The 17,138-nt window shown below is 65.7% G+C and carries 14 protein-coding genes; 9 read left to right on the forward strand and 5 right to left on the reverse strand.

The window, feature by feature from the left end:
* From AC3WMU_RS08705 to xsc, 3 genes are all read right to left on the reverse strand, one after another.
* Positions 1 to 1,584: an ABC transporter substrate-binding protein gene (locus AC3WMU_RS08705; protein ID WP_492282191.1), complete on the reverse strand. Its 1,584-nt coding sequence runs from the start codon at positions 1,582 to 1,584 to the stop codon at positions 1 to 3.
* Positions 1,585 to 1,708: 124 nt separating this feature from the next.
* Positions 1,709 to 2,647: a bifunctional enoyl-CoA hydratase/phosphate acetyltransferase gene (locus tag AC3WMU_RS08710; RefSeq protein ID WP_006223356.1), complete on the reverse strand. Its 939-nt coding sequence runs from the start codon at positions 2,645 to 2,647 to the stop codon at positions 1,709 to 1,711.
* Positions 2,648 to 2,728: 81 nt separating this feature from the next.
* Positions 2,729 to 4,540, reverse strand: coding sequence for a sulfoacetaldehyde acetyltransferase (gene xsc / locus AC3WMU_RS08715; protein WP_006223357.1), 1,812 nt, complete (start codon positions 4,538 to 4,540; stop codon positions 2,729 to 2,731).
* 161 nt (positions 4,541 to 4,701) lie between these two features.
* Here xsc and AC3WMU_RS08720 point away from each other — a divergent pair, with 161 nt between their 5' ends.
* The 6 genes from AC3WMU_RS08720 to AC3WMU_RS08745 all read left to right on the forward strand — a co-directional run bounded on the left by AC3WMU_RS08720 (position 4,702) and on the right by AC3WMU_RS08745 (position 10,028).
* Entirely contained in the window at positions 4,702 to 5,460 is a 759-nt protein-coding gene (locus tag AC3WMU_RS08720; RefSeq protein WP_006223358.1) for an IclR family transcriptional regulator, read from the forward strand.
* Positions 5,461 to 5,592: 132 nt separating this feature from the next.
* A complete protein-coding gene (gene dbpA / locus AC3WMU_RS08725) occupies positions 5,593 to 6,981 on the forward strand; it encodes an ATP-dependent RNA helicase DbpA (RefSeq protein ID WP_492282192.1) in 1,389 nt (462 codons plus the stop codon).
* 204 nt (positions 6,982 to 7,185) lie between these two features.
* Entirely contained in the window at positions 7,186 to 7,593 is a 408-nt protein-coding gene (locus AC3WMU_RS08730) for a DoxX family protein (RefSeq protein ID WP_006223360.1), read from the forward strand.
* Between the two features lie 250 nt (positions 7,594 to 7,843).
* Positions 7,844 to 8,008 carry a hypothetical protein gene (locus AC3WMU_RS08735; RefSeq protein ID WP_006223361.1) on the forward strand — a complete coding sequence of 55 codons (165 nt, stop codon included), beginning with the start codon at positions 7,844 to 7,846 and terminating at the stop codon, positions 8,006 to 8,008.
* A gap of 30 nt (positions 8,009 to 8,038) precedes the next feature.
* Positions 8,039 to 9,409, forward strand: a complete 1,371-nt coding sequence (locus AC3WMU_RS08740) for an adenylate cyclase (RefSeq protein WP_492282193.1) — start codon at positions 8,039 to 8,041, stop codon at positions 9,407 to 9,409.
* 82 nt (positions 9,410 to 9,491) lie between these two features.
* On the forward strand, positions 9,492 to 10,028 hold the full coding sequence (locus tag AC3WMU_RS08745; protein ID WP_088588289.1) for a peroxiredoxin: 537 nt from the start codon (positions 9,492 to 9,494) through the stop codon (positions 10,026 to 10,028).
* A gap of 54 nt (positions 10,029 to 10,082) precedes the next feature.
* On the opposite strand, the gene AC3WMU_RS08750 is transcribed toward AC3WMU_RS08745, so the two are convergent.
* Positions 10,083 to 11,531, reverse strand: coding sequence for a CoA transferase (locus AC3WMU_RS08750; protein ID WP_492282367.1), 1,449 nt, complete (start codon positions 11,529 to 11,531; stop codon positions 10,083 to 10,085).
* 275 nt (positions 11,532 to 11,806) lie between these two features.
* Here AC3WMU_RS08750 and phrB point away from each other — a divergent pair, with 275 nt between their 5' ends.
* Positions 11,807 to 13,225 (forward strand): deoxyribodipyrimidine photo-lyase, encoded by a 1,419-nt coding sequence (gene phrB, locus AC3WMU_RS08755; protein WP_006223365.1) that lies wholly within the window; start codon positions 11,807 to 11,809, stop codon positions 13,223 to 13,225.
* A gap of 129 nt (positions 13,226 to 13,354) precedes the next feature.
* On the forward strand, positions 13,355 to 15,040 hold the full coding sequence (locus tag AC3WMU_RS08760; RefSeq protein WP_006223366.1) for a methyl-accepting chemotaxis protein: 1,686 nt from the start codon (positions 13,355 to 13,357) through the stop codon (positions 15,038 to 15,040).
* Positions 15,041 to 15,058: 18 nt separating this feature from the next.
* On the opposite strand, the gene AC3WMU_RS08765 is transcribed toward AC3WMU_RS08760, so the two are convergent.
* A complete protein-coding gene (locus tag AC3WMU_RS08765) occupies positions 15,059 to 15,391 on the reverse strand; it encodes a tetratricopeptide repeat protein (RefSeq protein WP_006223368.1) in 333 nt (110 codons plus the stop codon).
* Between the two features lie 207 nt (positions 15,392 to 15,598).
* Here AC3WMU_RS08765 and AC3WMU_RS08770 point away from each other — a divergent pair, with 207 nt between their 5' ends.
* Complete coding sequence (locus tag AC3WMU_RS08770; RefSeq protein ID WP_492282194.1) at positions 15,599 to 17,137, forward strand: DUF1800 domain-containing protein; 1,539 nt, start codon at positions 15,599 to 15,601, stop codon at positions 17,135 to 17,137.
* The last annotated feature ends 1 nt before the right edge of the window (position 17,138 follow it).

The raw sequence follows: 17,138 nt of genomic DNA on the forward strand, positions 1-17,138 counted from the left end.
TTATTGCAGGTAGACGTCGTCCAGCGGCGACAACATGCCCCATATCCCCTCGGGCATACCGTGCACCTTCTTGGACGTCAGCGTGTGGTACGGAATCACCGTCAGGAAATCGATCGGCACGTCCTCGGTCACCAGGCGCTGGAACTCGGCGTATTGCGCGCGGCGCTTCTCCACGTCGGTCTCCATGCCCGCCTGCGCCAGCAGCGCGTCGACCTTCGGATTGGAGTAGGACTGCGTATTGGTCCAGATGATGTCGCGGATGTTGCTGGACAGGTAGGTGCGGTGCACGCCGATGACCGGGTCGCCCCAGTTGAAGACAATATCGGTCGTCATGTCGAAATCATGGCTGGCGATGCGCTTGGCCCAGGTCGGGAAATCAGGCGATGCGCGCACCTGCACCGCGATGCCCACCTTCTTCAACTGGCTGCGCAGGTACTCGGCCACGTTCTTGCCCTGCACGTCCGAGCCGGGCATGTAGTCCACCGTCAGCGTCATGCGCTCGCCCTTGGCGTCCTTCTTGAAACCGGCCTCCTCCAGCAGCTGCTCCGATTTCTTGAGGTCCAGCGGGTACTTCTTCACGTCCGGCGTGGCGTAGGGGCTGGTGCCCACGATCGGGCCGTCGGCGGGTTTGGCGAACCCCGCGTTCAACGCCTTGGTGATGAACCCCTTGTCGGTCGCGTAGGCGATGGCTTGGCGCACGCGCACGTCGTTCAAAGGCTTGCGCGCCGTATTGAAGGCCAGCCAGCTCAGCGCGCCGATGCCCTCGTAGCCGCGATTGGTCATGACGATGGCGGCGTTGTCTTTGGCGCGCCGCAAGATGGTCGGCTCGGTCATGAAGGGCAAGGCCCCGATGTCGCCACGTTCCAGCCCGATCAACAGGTTGGTGGCGTCCGGATTGATCTTCACCACGATGCAGTCCAGATACGGCTTGCCCGGCAGGAAGAACTTGTCGAACCGCTCCAGCACGATCTCCTGGCCGGGCTTGAACTCCTTGAACTTGAATGGGCCCGACCCCACTACGTCCGTCGAATTCCGGGGATGCGTCTTGATGTCTTGCCCGTCGTCGTAGATATGCTTGGGCAACACGGGCATCAGCGCCGGCGACAAGGCCAGCAGGATCGCCGGGTGCGGCTGGCTCATGCGCAGCACGGCCGTATAGGGGTCGGGCGTCTCGACGGCTTGCACGGGCGCGAACATGGTCTGGAACGGATGGTTGTTCTTGACCGCCATGACCGAGAACGCCACGTCTGCGGACGTAATGGGCTTGCCGTCATGAAACACGGCGTCTTTGCGCAAATGCAGCGTCAGGGACTTGCCGTCCGGCGCCAATTCCCACGATTCGGCCAGATAGGGTTGCGGCTTCCAGTCCGCGTCGTAACGAAGGGGGCTGGCAAAGAGCTGCGCGCTGGGCAGCGCGGTTGCCGTACCCGATTGCACCGCGCCGTTCAGATGGCGGGGCACCTGCGTCGATCCCACGACCAGCGTGCCGCCGGGCTTGGGCGCATCCGCCGCCACCGCCCCGCCCGCCATCGCCATCGCCATCACCGCCAGAATCGTTGCCAAGCCTTGTCGTGCGCTGCGCATGATTTTTCCCTTGATGTGTTTGGCCACTCGTTGGATGGCTTTCGCGTAAGCGTAGCCATCCAATGGACCAGGCCTTAGTACCAAACAGGCAGAGTCTTTGGTGCCAGCGACGCCAGCGAGACGGTCATGCGGAAACGGCGGCGCTTGCCGCGCAGGCGCGTGCATACAGGACGGCGACGGCGCAGCTGTTGACGCGCGCCTGCATGGAGTCGGAGCGGCTGGTCAGCAGCACCGGCACACGCGTGCCCAGCACGAGGCCGGCCGTGCCCGCACCGGCCAGCCAGGTCAGCTCCTTGTAGAGCATGTTGCCCGCCTCGATGTCGGGCACCAGCAGGATGTCGGCGTCGCCGGCCACGCGCGACACGATGCCCTTCTGGTCCGCCGCGTCGCGCGAGATCGCGTTATCGAACGCCAGCGGCCCATCGATATCGCCGCCCCGGATCTGCTGCCGGTCGGCCATCTTCGACAGCGCGGCGGCGTCCAGCGTGGCCGGCATCGACGGATTGACGGACTCGGTCGCGCACAGCACCGCAAGCTTCGGGCGCGCCACGCCCAGCGCCCGCGCCAGGTCGATGGCGTTCTGGGCGATGTCCGCCTTTTCCTGCAAGGTCGGTGCGATGTTGACGGCCGCGTCCGTCAGGATGAACAACTTGGGATACGCGGCCACCGCCATGACGAATGCGTGGCTGATGCGGCGGTCCGTGCGCAGCCCGGATTCGCGGGCCACCACGGCCGACATGAAATGGTCCGTGTGCAGGCTGCCCTTCATCAACATGCTGGCCGCGCCATCGCGCGCCAAGGCGGCGGCGGCCCGCGCGGCAAGCTTCTCGTCATCCGGCGTGTCCACGATCTCAAGTTCGCCGGCACGCACGCCCATCTCGGCCAGCAAGGCGGCGATGCGGCGCGCCGGGCCCACCAGCACCGGCTCGATGTAGCCGGCGTCCCGCGCCTGGACGGCCGCGCCCAGGCTTGCCGGGCACAGGGGATAGGCCACCGCGGTGCGCAGCCGCCCGGCCGATAGCGCGGCATCGCGCAGGGGTTCGAACAATCGGTCGATTGCCATGGGTACGTGCTCCTGCCGCGGATGTCCGCAAGGTCAAATGGAATGCCTGCGGCGCGGCACCGGCCGCGCCGCAGGCATCGGTCACCCCTTGACGGGATCGATCGACAGCGGCACTTCGCCCGAATGGAACGGCTGGTTCACGTACTGCTTGTACTTGTCCAGCAAGCGCAGCGGCTGCTTGAGCGCGTCGCGCCGGAACGGGTCGCCCAGTTCCTGGCTGACCATCATCTCCAGCACCGTGGTCTTGCCTTCCGACTGCGCCTTGCAGGCGGCCTGCAACGCGGCGCCGACCTGATCGGCGTGCTCAACACGGATGCCTTCCGCGCCCATCGCACGGGCCAGTTCCGCGAAGTTGGGGTTGATCAGGTTGCTGCCTACGAAGCGACGCCCGTAGAAGTCCACCTGGTTCTTCTTTTCCGCCCCCCACTGCCCGTTGTGGAAGACCACCGCCGTCACCGGGATCTTCTCGCGCACGCAGGTCAGCAATTCCTGGAAGCTCATGCACCAGGCGCCATCACCCACGTAGGCCACCGCCGGCCGGTCGGGGCGGCCCAGCTTGGCGCCGATCAGCGCCGGCAGTGCATAGCCGCAGTTGCCGAAGCTCATGGCGGCCAGCATGGAGTTCGGTTCGTCAAAGCGCAGATAGCTGTTGGAGACCGAGCAGATGTTGCCGATGTCGGTGGATACCATCACCTGCTTGGGCATTGCGCGTTCCAGCTCGCGCAGCATGCGGCGCGGATGCATGCGGCCGCCGCCGTGTTCGATGATGTCCAGGCTCCAGTCGTCGCGCTCGTGCGACCACCCATCCAGTTCCTTTTCCCATTCGGCCTTCTGCGAGGCGATCTCGTCGCCGCGCGCCGTCTTGGTACGCGTGCAGGCGACCTCGCGGTCCTTCAGCTTGGCGGTCAACGCCGCCGCGGCCGGCCGCGCGTCGCCGCAGATGCCCACCGACACCGGACGCACCAGGCCCAGCATGCGGTGGTCGGCGTCCACCTGGATGATGCGCGCGCCTTGCGGCCAGTAGTCCAAGCCATGCTGCGGCAAGGTGCCGAACGGCCCCAGGCGCGTCCCCAGCGCCAGCACCACGTCGGCTTGAGACAGCAGTTTCATGCCGGCCTTGGCGCCCTGATAGCCCAGCGGCCCGCACCACAGCGGGTGGCTGGCGGGGAACGCATCGTTATGCAGATAGCTGGTCACTACCGGCGCGCCCAAGAGTTCGGCCAACGCCACGCATTCCGCCTGGCCTTCCGAGAACAGCACGCCGCCCCCCGCCACGATGACCGGGAACTTGGCCTCGGCCAACAGGCGGGCCGCCGCTTCCAGGTCTTCTTCCGAACCCGGCCCGCGGCGGATGCGACGTGGTTCCGGGATGGCCACATCGATTTCGCCGTAGAAGTAGTCGCGCGGAATATTCAGTTGCGTAGGGCCGCGTTCGGCCATTGCATTGTCGAAGGCCTTGGCCGTGAATTCCGCCATGCGGTCCGGGCGGTTCACATGCGCCTGATACTTGGTGATGCGCGAAAAGATGGGCAGCTGTTCGGTTTCCTGAAAGCCGCCCAGCCCCATGCCGGACGTGCCGGTCTCGGGCGTGATCGCCACCACCGGGCTGTGCGCCCAATACGCAGCGGCCACGCCGGTCACAAAGTTGGTGATGCCGGGGCCGTTCTGCGCAATGCATACGCCGTGGCGGCCCGTCACCCGGGAATAGCCGTCCGCCATGTGCGCGGCGCCCTGCTCGTGCACCGTGGGCACGAAGCGGATGCCTGCGGCGGGGAACAAGTCCAGCGCATCCATGAAGGCCGAACCGACGATGCCGAATACGTCTTTGACGCCCTGCGCGACCAGCGTTTCAACAAACGCTTCGCTGGGGGTCATGTGTTGCTTGCTGCTCATGGTCTCTCTCCTGGCAGGCCGGCGCTTGTGTGGTTGCATCGTGGCCGGGGTGATTCGATACTGCCGGAGAAAACCCGCCTGTCCCACCCCTCTGCGTTTCATTTTCTGCAAAATCCGTGCGACGATGGGTCATTGGCCGCCGAATCTTCAAATATTGAAAGATGAAAGACGAATCCTCCGCCGCGTTGCGCGCGCTGACCTTGCTGGAGCAGGTCGCCCGATCCGAATCACCCGTGTCGCTGGCAGCGCTGACCGACGCCACCGGGCTGCCCAAGCCGTCCGTGTTGCGCATCCTGACGCGCCTGGTCGAAGCCGGCATGTTGCTGCGCGAACCGGCCGGCAAAAGCTATGTCAGCGGCCCCCGCCTGAGCGCGCTGGCGCGCGAGACGCTGCTGAATTCGCCTTTGCGCGGCGAACGCCACCGCATCCTGGACAGCCTGGTCGATGAAATCGGCGAGACCTGCAACTGCACCATGCTGGACGGCGACGAAGTCATCTATCTGGACCGCGTGGAAACCGCCTGGCCGCTGCGCGTGAACCTGCAGACCGGGTCGCGCGTGCCGCTGCACTGTTCGGCCAGCGGCAAACTGTTCCTGGCCCATATGCGGCGCGAGCCCCGCGCGCGGCTGCTGGCCGCCGCCCCCTTGCCGCGATACACGCCGAACACCTTGTGCGACGTCGCCGCGCTTGAGCAAGAGCTGCGCGCCATCAAGAAAGAAGGCGCCAGCTTCGACCGCGAAGAATTCCTGCTGGGCATCGTCTGCATGGCCGTGCCCATCCTGCATGGGCCGCGCGTCATCGCCGCCGTAGCCCTGCACGCGCCGGTCGCCCGCCTGTCCATCGACGGCGCGCGAGCCTGGCTCCCCCGCATGCAGGAAGCGGCCCGAGCGCTGGCGGGCACGTACGAACCGCAGCCGTAGCCTGCGGCGTCATGCGCACTGCGTCCCTGATTTATCTGGGCGCTCCGCCCGCCCGAGCGAAGGTCTGGCCATGCCCAGGGCTTACACTGTCGGTCGACTCTGTTTTTCGCATTTTTTGCGATACCTCCTATTGTGACCAACACGCCCTTCTCCTCCCTGCCCCTCTTGCCCGCCCTGCTCGACAACCTGCAAAGCCTGGGGTTCGAGCAAATGACGCCCATCCAGGCGCAAAGCCTGCCGCTCATCCTGGAAGGCCGCGACATCATCGCGCAAGCCAAGACGGGCAGCGGCAAGACCGCGGCGTTCGGCCTGGGCGTGCTGCAAAAGCTGGACACGAGCCGCCTGACGCCCCAGGCGCTGCTGGTCTGTCCCACCCGTGAATTGGCTGATCAGGTCGCGCAGGAACTGCGCCGGCTGGCGCGCCTGATTCCCAACGTCAAGATCCTGACCCTGTGCGGCGGCGCCGCCGCCCGCCCCCAGGCCGAATCGCTGGCGCGCGGCGCCCACCTGGTCGTCGGCACGCCCGGCCGCATCCAGGACCACCTGACGCGCGGCAGCCTGGACCTGGCCGGCCTGACCACGCTGGTGCTGGACGAAGCCGACCGCATGGTCGACATGGGCTTCTATGACGACATCGTCGCCATCGCCTCGCACTGCCCGGCCAAACGCCAGACGCTGCTGTTTTCGGCCACCTACCCCGACAACATCCGCAAGCTCAGCGCCCGGTTCCTGCGCAACCCGGCCGAAGTCAAGGTCGAAGCGCAGCACGACGCCAGCCGCATCGAACAGATCTTCTACGAAATCGACGGCAAGGACCGCCTGGACGCCGTGGCGCGTCTGCTGGCGCACTTCCGCCCCGTCTCCACGCTGGCCTTCTGCAACACCAAGATCAGCAGCCACGACCTGGTCGAACGGCTGCAGGCCGACGGCATCAGCGCCCAGGCCTTGAACGGCGACCTGGAGCAGCGCGAACGCGACGAGATCCTGATCCAGTTCGCCAACCAGAGCTGCGCGGTCCTGGTCGCCACCGACGTGGCCGCCCGCGGGCTGGACATCCAGAACCTGGGCGCCGTCATCAACGTGGACGTCACCAAGGACACCGAAGTCCACGTGCACCGCATCGGCCGCAGCGGCCGGGGCGATCAGAAGGGCCTGGCGCTCAGCCTGTGTTCGCCCGACGAAATGCGCTGGGCCAACCTGGTCGAGCAATACCAGGGTTCGCCGCTGAAGTGGGGCGACATCAAGTCCTTGAAACCCAAGGCCGACCGCCCCCTGCGCGCGCCGATGGTCACGCTGTGCATCCAGGGCGGCAAGAAGGACAAGTTGCGCCCGGGCGACCTGCTGGGCGCCCTGACCGGCGACGGCGGGCTGACTTTCGAACAAGTCGGCAAGATCAACATCACCGAGTTCAACTCCTATGTGGCACTGGACCGCCAGATCGCCAAGCAGGTGTTCTCGCGCGTATCCAACAGCAATATCAAGGGCCGCCGGTTCCGCATGCGGTTCCTCGAAGAATTTTGATTGCTGCCGGGACAGGGAATTTTTCTGATCGACCGGTCGAAAGACCGCGATGAAAGCTTGATGATTTTGCTCGGGTTTTGCCATAATGGCCCCGCCTGGCCCGGCGTTGCCGCCTCAATCGGGGCGCGCCGGACGCGGAACCAAAGGTAAACAGCGCGCTCCAACGAGCCGCTGTCCCCTTAACCATCACAAGAGAAACTCACCATGATCAAGTCCGACGATACCGGCAAGCTGATCCTGCGCCTGACCCTCGGCATTCTGATTCTGCTCCACGGCCTGTCCAAACTGATGGGCGGCGGCGTCACCGGCATCAGCGGCATGCTGTCGTCGCACGGCCTGCCGGGCTTTCTGGCCTATGGCGTGTACGTGGGCGAAATCATCGCGCCCGTGCTGCTCATCATCGGCGTTTACACCCGCCTGGGCGGCCTGATCATCGCCATCAATATGGTGGTTGCGATCCTGCTGGCCCATACCGGCCAGTTGGGCACCATCACCAACACCGGCGGCTGGGCCCTGGAACTGCAAGGCATGTTCCTGTTCACCGCCCTGGCCATCGCTTTCATGGGCGCCGGCCGTTTCAGCCTGGCCGGCAACGGCGGCCGCTGGAACTAACCACCTGGCTTGGCGTTGCGCCCTCACCCGGCGCGAGGCAATACAACGGGGTCGCTCAGGCGGCCCCGTTGCTTTTTCCGCAGAGATTGATACGAACGACATGCGCCGTCACGCAGCCGCAAACATCCGTCACTTGAAAGCTGTTTCGGAACGATTACAGCCGCGAACTCCCGCCTGAGGGTATGGCCTAATCCGTATCAGCGCATTAGGAAGTAAGCCACACACCTGGCGCTGGTTGGGAGTGACTCAAATGAAGAAGCGTCTGCTGTTGGTGCTGGCCATAGCCAGTTCGTTGACTGGATGCGTCGTGGTGCCGGCCCGCCCGGCCTACTACCGCCCGGCCCCCGTCTATTACACGCCGCACTACTATTACCCGGCGTACCCCGCTCCGCATTACTACTACCGCGGATATTGATCCTCGCACCCGAGGCGATCAGGAACAGCCATGACACCGTCCGTTCGGATTTCCCGCTTTCGGCCCCTGGCCACCGCAGCCTTGCTGGCGATTTGTGCCGGCGCGGCCGCGCAGACCTATGCGCCGCCCCCTGCGCCCGCTGCCCCGGCCTATGACAACGGCGACCCCGCCAACGCCAACCTGGCCCTGGTGGACCGCAGCCCGGAACCACCGCCGCCCCTGCCCGTCTATGTGCAGCCGCCCGCACCGGCAGACGGCTACATGTGGGTGCCCGGCTACTGGAGCCGCAATCGCTACGGCTTCTTCTGGGTGCCCGGCGCATGGGTGATGGCCCCCTACCATGGCGCGCTCTGGACGCCGGGCTACTGGGGCTTCGTGAACGGCCTGTATGTCTGGAACGCCGGCTACTGGGGCCCTCACGTGGGTTTCTATGGCGGCATCAACTACGGCTTCGGCTATGTCGGCATCGGCTACGTCGGCGGCTACTGGAACCGCGACCGCTTCTACTACAACCGGTCCGTGACGAACGTGAACGTGACGCGCGTCACCAATGTCTACAACCACACCGTCGTCGTCAACAACGTCGACAACCGTCGCGTGAGCTACCACGGCGGGCCTGATGGCATCCGCCGCGACGCCGACCCCCGCGAATTAGCCGCCCGCAACGACCGGCACGCCCCCCCCACCGACATGCAGCGCGGGTTCATGCGCGATGCGGGCAACAACCGCGCGCAGTTCTACGATCACAACAAGGGCCGCCCGCCCCAGGCGTTCGTCGACCATCCCAACAACAACGGGCGCCCGCCTGACGCGCCACGTCCCGGCGGCGAGGCGCGCCCGGGCAATGGCCCAGGAAACAATCCCGGCAATGGACGGGACCACGGCCGCGACAATCGCCCGGGGCCTGGCGCCGGCAATGGCGCGCCCGCCGCCAACTTCGCTGGCGGCCAGGGTCCGGGACAAACCGTCTCGGGCACGGCGCGCCCCCCACAATCGCCAGCGCCGCAGCAGGTGCGGGACCCGGCACGCGACGCGGCGCGGGACCAAGCCAGGGGTGCGCAGCAGCAGGCGCAACAACAAGCGCAGCAGCAACAGGCGCGCGATCAGCAAGTGCGACAGCAACAGGCCCGCGACCAGCAGGCGGCGCGGCAGCATCAGGATCGCGAGCAGCAACAGCAGGCGCGGCAGGCCAGGGACGCACAGCAGCAGGCCCGCCAGCAACAGGCCCGCGATAGCCAGCAGCACCAGCAGCAGCAACAGGCCCGCGAGCAGCGTCAGCAAGCGCAGCAGCAGGTGCGCCAACAAACCTCGCCGCGTCCGGAAGGACACCCCCAGCAGGGCGGCGGCCGAGACCGTGAAGCGCAGCGCGGCGAGGGTCGCGGCGGGCCGAACCGCGACTGAACTGGACCCCTGCCAACGGCGGGACTACAGTAGGCACTTTGCCGCGCCCGCCCGCGCGCCACACTGGATATCGGAGCCTCCCATGAAACGCCTTGTCTCCTGCTTGATGCTTTGCGGCCTGCTGGCCGGCACGTCGGCCCAGGCCGCCTTGAACGTGGGCGCGCCCGCGCCTGACTTCAGCACCCAGGCCTCGCTGGGCGGCAACGTCTTCACATTCAAACTGACCGAGGCCTTAAAGCAAGGGCCCGTCGTGCTGTACTTCTTCCCCGCCGCGTTCTCCAAAGGCTGCACGATCGAAGCGCACAACTTCGCCGAAGCCACGGACGAATACAAGTCTCTGGGCGCCACCGTCATTGGCGTGTCGACGGACGATATCGACACGTTGAACAAGTTTTCGGTCAGCGAATGCCGCAGCAAGTTCGCCGTGGCGGCCGATGGCGACGGCAAGATCATGAAGGCCTACGACGCCGTGCACGACAAGCGTCCCGACTACGCGCAACGGATCTCGTACGTGATCTCGCCGCAAGGCAAGATCCTCTATGAATTCACGGACATGAATCCGGACTCGCACGTAGCCAACACCATGCGCGCGCTGCGCGACTGGAAGGCGAAGCAGTAACACGTAAAAAAGCCCGGCTATTCGTCCGGGCTTTTTTACGACGGCGCTTGCGGCCTAATTGAACGGCCAGACAGGCGGATGCGTGCCGGGCGGATTGGACGGGCGCGTCCACCGCGCCGGCGTTTCCGAGAAGCGGGCGGCATGACGCACCGCCAGCAATTCGCCAAAGCCCGACGGCTCGGTTTCCAGCAAACCCTCGAATTCCGGCATCTGACAGGCCAGCCCGCCATCCACCCGGCCCAGGCTGCGCAGCCAATGCGCGGTTTGCGCCAGCGACACGCGCACGTGCCAGCTTCCACCCTCGGTCACCTGCCGCGCCAGCGCGACTTGCGCGCCGAATGCCATCAGGTACCCGGACGCATGATCCAGAATCTGCATGGGCAGGGGCTTGGGCGCTTCCTGTCCTGCCGCCTGCGCCTCGGCGTGGTTGAAGCCCGTGGCCGTCTGCACCAGTGAATCGAACCCGCGCCGGTTGGCCCAGGGGCCGGTATTGCCGTAGGCCGATAGCGACACATAGACGATGCCAGGCCGGATGCGCGCGGCGTCCTGCGGCCCAAAGCCCAACGCGGCCATGCCGCCCGGCCGATAGCCCTGCACGAACACGTGCGCGCTGCGCAACAGGTTGCCCAGCGCGATGCGGCCGTCGGCCGTGTCCAGGTCGGCCAGCACCGACAGCTTGCCGCGGCTGGTGTCGATGATGTTGTCGATATTGGGCAGTTGGGGCGAGTTCACCAGCATCACGTCGGCGCCATAGGCGGCCAGCGCGCGTCCACAGACGGGCCCGGCGATGATGCGAGTCAAGTCCAGTACCCGGATGTCCTTCAGCGGCCGCGCGTCGTGCCCGTACTTCGGCAAGGGCCGCGGGTCGGCCTCACCGATGCGTTCGATGGTCATCAGGGGCTGCGAGGCGATTGCCTGGCCCTGCGCATGGCGGTCCCATTCGTCAAAGCTGCGCATGGCGGCAACCACCATGCCCGCATCGGCGGCGACCTGCTCGAAGTCCAGCGCCTTCCAGCGGCTCAGCGCACGCTCCACCGTTTCCCGCGTGGTGCCCTCACCGGTCGGACAGCCCAGCAACGCCAAAGCGCCGTCGCGATGATGCGCGAAGTTGGCGTGGATACGCACCCAGCCTCCGTCGCCGCAGCGGTACACGCCACTGACGGGATCCCACGGATTGGGCGTCACGCCGTTGATCTTGAAATGGCTGCGGCATTCCTGGGCGGCATGCAGCATGTCGACCGAAACCTGTTGACGCGTGCCGCCGCGTAGATGCCAGAGTTCGGCCGCAGCCAGTGCGGCAGCGGCCATGCTGGCTTGCGCCGCCGCGCCAACCGCAAAGGACGAGGGCAGCACCGGGTCCGCGCCGGTCAGCAACACGTGATCCAGCGACTCGTCGGGAAGGTCGAGTGAACGCCACAGTTTTTGCAGGACATCGAGCGACGTCTTGCCGGCGGTTGTGCGTCCCCTCAGAAAGGACGGGCGTAGGTCCATCAGATTTCCCATAGCGTTCACTTTTGCTCTCGTCGTTAAGTGAATTACATGGCGCGGGGACAAGCGCGTCAATACGTATGCGGCCTCAGCGTGTTTCATGGTTTGACCGCGTGCTGTCGTGGAAACCTCGGATCTGGCCCAGTGCCCCACCCGTCCCCCGCTGAGTTGCCCCGGTCACATCTACTCGTAGTTTTTACATCGTCTTCCATGGACGGGCCGCGCGATAGAATGCCAGCCTCAATGGCCGGGCGCGCCTGTCCGCCGATTTCCGTCCTGGATTGCCCTAGATGAACACGCTGCTCTGGCTACGCACCGATCTGCGCCTGCACGATAACCCCGCTCTGGCCGCCGCCGCCGAAAACGGCACGGTCACTGCGCTGTTCCTGGCGTCGCCCGGCCAATGGCGCCTGCATGGCGACGCGCCGGCCAAAGTAGATTTCTGGCTGCGCAACCTGCGCGAACTCTCGGCCGACCTGGGCAAGCTGGGCATTCCCCTCAAATTATTGACGGTCGCGGACTGGAGCGAGGCCCCCGGCGCCATCACCGGCTTCTGCCAGGCCCACGGCATTGGGCAAGTCCACGCCAATACCGAATGGGCCATCAACGAACGCCGCCGCGATGCGGCCGTGGCCGACGCGCTGCAAGCAAGCGGCGTGGAATGGACGCTGCATCACGGCGCCTCGTTGCTGCGCCCCGGCACGGTGCTGACAGGCAAAGGCGAGTGCTACCGCGTCTACACCCCCTATGCGCGCACGTGCAGGGAACGCCTGCGAACCGCGCCGATCCGCCCCGTGCCCGCCCCCCGCGCCCAAACCGCGCCGGCGTGGAAGGCCGACGCCCTCCCCGACGCCTTCGACGGATTCCCGCCTGCAAACGATGCCGTGCGCGCGCTGTGGCCCGCCGGCGAAACCGCGGCCAGCGACCGGCTGGCCGCCTTTGCCGACGGCGTCATCGACGCCTACAAGGACGAGCGCGACTTCCCCTCGCTGCCCGGCACCAGCTGCCTGTCGCCCTATCTGGCGGCCGGCGTACTGTCGCCCGGGCAAGCGCTGCGTGCGGCGCTGGCAGCCAATCATGGCGAATTGGATAGCGGCAAGGCCGGCGCCGCCACATGGATCAACGAACTGCTGTGGCGCGAGTTCTACCAGCACCTGCTGGCCGCCTACCCGTCGCTGTCCATGCACCAGCCCATGAAACCCGAGACCGCCGCCGTGCCGTGGCGCGACGCGCCTGCAGACCTGCATGCCTGGCAGCAGGGAAAAACGGGCATTCCCATCGTCGACGCCGCCATGCGGCAGCTGCTGGCGCTGGGCTGGATGCACAACCGGCTGCGCATGGTGACCGCCATGTTCCTGTCCAAAAACCTGCTGATCGATTGGCGCTTGGGCGAAGCCTGGTTCATGGCGCAATTGGTGGACGGCGACCTGGCCGCCAACAATGGCGGCTGGCAATGGAGCGCATCCACGGGGGCCGATGCGGTGCCCTACTTCCGCGTGTTCAATCCTCTGTCGCAATCCCGCCGGTTCGATCCTCGCGGCATCTTCCTGAGGGAATGGCTGCCTGAACTGGCGCACCTGGACGATCAAGCCATCCATGACCCCAGCCCCATGGAACGCGCGGCCGCCGGCTATCCCGCGCCCATCGTGGACCTGGCGCAAAGCCGGCTTCGCGCGCTGGAAGCATTCGGCAACCTGCCTGCCGTATGACCCACATCGCATGAATTTACGTTTTGCATAACATTCCAATATCTTGATGTAGATCAACCCCGCGCACGCGCCCCTCCCCGATGATCCCCGGCTGCACCACGCCCCCGCCCATCACAGGACGACAGACGCATGCGCAACAATCAGCCGGTTTACGACAAGGAATACACGCTTCACGACGAGCAGTACCTGATCTCCCGCACCGACGCCCGTGGCCGCATCATTTACGCCAATCCCGCGTTCGTGGAAGTCAGCGGCTTCTCTCGCGAGGAACTGGTGGGCGCCGCCCACAACATCGTGCGCCACCCGGATATGCCCGAAGCCGCCTTCGAGGATTTGTGGCGCACCATCCAGCGCGGCGCATCCTGGACGGGCGTCGTCAAGAACCGCCGCAAGGATGGCGGCTACTACTGGGTGCTGGCCAATGTCACCCCCATCATCGAGCGCGGGGAAACCGTCTGTTATGCGTCGGTTCGCGTCAAGCCGACCCAAGCGCAGATCGACGCAGCCGACAAGCTCTATAGAAGACTGCGCGACGGCACGGCGCGCGGCGTGCGGCTCGTGCGTGGCCAGGCACGGCCGACGGGCATCGCCGGCATCCTGGCGCGCGGCAAGCTGTGGCGCCTGACCGGCGTGCGTTCGCGCATGCTGGCCTGGGCCATGCTGGCGTCCACCCTGTTCCTGGGCGCGGCCGGCGTCGCGCTGTACGGCATGTTCGACCGCATGCAGCCCGAAGAACTCGCCATCGCCGCGGCCGTGCTGGCGGCAGGCGTGATCCTCATCTTCGCCTCAGGCTGGGGATTCGCGCGCAGCATCTCGGGGCTGCTGGCGACCGCCACCGACTTCACGCGGCAGATCGCCGCGGGCAACCTCAGCACGCCCCTGCCCTCGGCCAGCCTGCGCGATGAGATCGGCGCCCTGAAGTTCTCGCTGGAAGTCATGCGCAAAAGCCTGGTCAGCATCACGCGCGACGTGCACGATGGCATTGAAAGCGCGCTGCACTCCGCCTCGGAGATTGCCGACGGCAACGAGGACCTGTCCGCGCACACCCAACGCCAGGCCGCGTCGCTGGAAGAAGCCGCGGCCAGCATGGAACAGCTGGCCGCCACGGTGAAGCAGAACGCGTCAAACGCGCACGGCGCAGACCGGATGGCTAGCCAGGCCTCGGACGTAGCCAAGCGCGGCGGCCAGGTCGTAAACGAAGCGGTGGCCGCCATGCACGGGATCGTCGAGAGTTCCTCGCGCATCACCGAAGTGGTGGGCATCATCGACGGCATCGCGTTCCAGACCAACATCCTGGCCCTGAACGCCGCTGTGGAAGCCGCCCGCGCCGGCGAATCCGGCAAGGGCTTCGCGGTAGTGGCCACGGAAGTGCGCAGCCTGGCGCAGAAAAGCGCCACCGCTGCCCGCGAAATCAAAGCGTTGATCGAAGCGTCCAACGAGCGCGTCAACGATGGCGTGCGGCACGTGGAGCGTGCGGGCGCCGCCATGCTGGACATCGTGGATTCCGTGCAGCAGGTCACGCAGATCATGAATGAGATCGCGGCCACCTCCACCGAACAGCACACCGGCATCGACAACGTCAGCCGCACCATTTCGGAAACGGATACCGCGGCCCAACGCAATGCGGTGCGGGTCGAGCAGGCCGCGCTGGCCGTGGACAACTTGCGCACCCGAGGCGCGCAACTGCGCCACGCCATCGAAGTGTTCCGCGTGGCCGGCAGCCAGACGGTACTGCCCAAGCGTGCCGCCACGCCTGTATCGGCGGGATTGATCGCGACGCCTAGCGCGCGGCCGTTGCTGGAAGGCCAGGCCTGACGATGACGGGGGGCCGGCTCAGACGCCGGCCGCCGCCTGCTTGTCCAAGCGCTTGATGAATACCTGCAGTTCTTTTTCGACCTGTTTGTCGCCACGCGCCTGCGCGGCCTCCATGCCCGAGTTCCACGCCGCCCGTGCGCCTTCCACGTCGCCCAGGCCCAGGCAGGCCTTGCCCAGCCATTTCCAGGCGACCGAGTAAGCGGGGTCGAACGCCAGGGCCGCCCGCAAGTGCGGTTCAGCCTCGCGAAAGCAATCCTGCTCGGCATAGGCCTTGCCCAGCGAAAACCGCAGCAGCATGTTGTCGGTGCCCTTGGCCAGCATGGCCTCCAGGCGTTCAATCATTCCTTCCATCGCGGCGCTCCTGCTGGCACTTGAAGATCGTTGCGACATGATAGGACGGCGGCTGCGTTGCCGCCTGAATGGCCCCTCACACGCACGGGGATAGGTTCGTCAGGAACAAACGATCCGTTTCCTTGCGTTTCAAGAATACGCCGCCGGGGAATGCTTCAGTGAATACTCTGTCTGACATCAAGTGTCCTGGTTGAAGGAAACCGATTTATGGCACGGCTGACCTCCTGGCTTTTCCGCTTGGCCCCCTTGCTACTGCTGCCGCTGGCCGCAGGGGCGCTCGCCGAGCAAGCCTCCCCACAGCAGGCGCGGGACGCCGCCTTGGTCAATCGGGTGACCTGGGGCGCCACGCCGACAGAATTGGCGCGTGCCCAGACGATGGGGATCGACCGCTATCTGCTTGCGCAATTGCATCCCGCGGCTCAGGCGCCATTGCCGCCCGAGGTGCAGCAACGCATCGATGCCTTGTCCATTTCGCAGCAATCGGACGAGCAGGCACGGGCAGCCCAGATAGACATACGGCAAAAGGCCAAAGACCGTTCCGACGAGGACAAGCTGAGCGCGAACCGCCAAGCCAGACAAATGGCGCGTGAACGCGGCGCCGAGGTCGGCGAACGCGCCTTGTGGCGGGCGCTTTACTCTCCCAATCAATTGCAAGACCAGATGACCTGGTTCTGGATGAACCATTTCAGCGTGGACAGCGAGAAAGGCGACGTCGGCATATTCCTTTCCCAGTACGAAGACCGCGCGATCCGTCCGCATGCCCTGGGCAAGTTCCGCGACCTGCTGGCCGCCACCATGCGGTCTCCGTCCATGCTGATCTATCTGGACAATACGCAGAACGTGGCGGGCAAGATCAATGAGAACTACGCTCGCGAACTGATGGAGCTGCACACGTTAGGCGTGGATGGCGGCTATTCCCAGAACGACGTGCAGGAGTTGGCCCGCATCCTTACGGGACTGGGACTGGGCAACAGCCTTGAGCCGCCCAAGGTCAAGACGGCGTTGCGCGGGCAAGTCGTGCAGCAGGGCTATTTCCTTTTCAACCCGGCTCGCCACGATTACGGCACCAAAGTATTCCTGGGGCACACCATCGCTGGCGCTGGCATGCGGGAAGTGGAACAAGCGGCCGACCTGCTGGCCCGCCAGCCGGCCACCGCGACATTCATCAGCCGCAAGCTGGCGGTTTTTTTCGTCGGTGACGCGCCGCCCCCCTCCCTGATCGACAAGATGAGCCGGACCTTTCTGGACAAGGGCGGCGATATCTCCGCCACCCTGCACACCCTGTTCTCCTCGCCCGAATTTGCCGCGTCCCTGAAGTCGGGTGTCTTCAAGGATCCGGTCCACTACCTGTATTCTTCATTGCGATTGACGTACAACGGCTTGCCGCCCATCGTCAATGCCCGGGGCAGCATCAACTTGCTCAAGCAGCTTGGGCAACCCTTGTATCAGCGGTTGACCCCGGACGGCTACCCGCCGTCCCAATCGGATTGGGCCGGGTCTGGCCAGATGACGGCGCGCTTTGAAATCGCCAGCACCATTGCCGATGCGCCGCGCGTGTTCTATCGGGAAAAGCCCGACGAGCAGCCGCCAAGCGTACCGCGCCCGCCGAACCTGCTGAAAGCCAACGCGGGCAATGGCCTCTTCTCGACGTTGTCGCGCCGCACGCAAGAGGCCGTGGAACAAGCCAAATCGACACCTGTCGCCAACACCTACCTGCTGGCCTCGCCAGAGTTCATGCGCCGCTAGG

The organism is Achromobacter sp. FW305-C-13, assembly GCF_058783475.1.

Coding starts and splice junctions, on each gene's coding strand:
- AC3WMU_RS08705 (WP_492282191.1), bottom strand. CDS start 1,584: ATGCGCAGCGCACGACAAGGCTTGGCAACGATTCTGGCGGTGATGGCG.
- AC3WMU_RS08710 (WP_006223356.1), bottom strand. CDS start 2,647: ATGGCAATCGACCGATTGTTCGAACCCCTGCGCGATGCCGCGCTATCG.
- xsc (WP_006223357.1), bottom strand. CDS start 4,540: ATGAGCAGCAAGCAACACATGACCCCCAGCGAAGCGTTTGTTGAAACG.
- AC3WMU_RS08720 (WP_006223358.1), top strand. CDS start 4,702: ATGAAAGACGAATCCTCCGCCGCGTTGCGCGCGCTGACCTTGCTGGAG.
- AC3WMU_RS08730 (WP_006223360.1), top strand. CDS start 7,186: ATGATCAAGTCCGACGATACCGGCAAGCTGATCCTGCGCCTGACCCTC.
- AC3WMU_RS08735 (WP_006223361.1), top strand. CDS start 7,844: ATGAAGAAGCGTCTGCTGTTGGTGCTGGCCATAGCCAGTTCGTTGACT.
- AC3WMU_RS08740 (WP_492282193.1), top strand. CDS start 8,039: ATGACACCGTCCGTTCGGATTTCCCGCTTTCGGCCCCTGGCCACCGCA.
- AC3WMU_RS08745 (WP_088588289.1), top strand. CDS start 9,492: ATGAAACGCCTTGTCTCCTGCTTGATGCTTTGCGGCCTGCTGGCCGGC.
- AC3WMU_RS08750 (WP_492282367.1), bottom strand. CDS start 11,531: ATGGGAAATCTGATGGACCTACGCCCGTCCTTTCTGAGGGGACGCACA.
- phrB (WP_006223365.1), top strand. CDS start 11,807: ATGAACACGCTGCTCTGGCTACGCACCGATCTGCGCCTGCACGATAAC.
- AC3WMU_RS08760 (WP_006223366.1), top strand. CDS start 13,355: ATGCGCAACAATCAGCCGGTTTACGACAAGGAATACACGCTTCACGAC.
- AC3WMU_RS08765 (WP_006223368.1), bottom strand. CDS start 15,391: ATGGAAGGAATGATTGAACGCCTGGAGGCCATGCTGGCCAAGGGCACC.
- AC3WMU_RS08770 (WP_492282194.1), top strand. CDS start 15,599: ATGGCACGGCTGACCTCCTGGCTTTTCCGCTTGGCCCCCTTGCTACTG.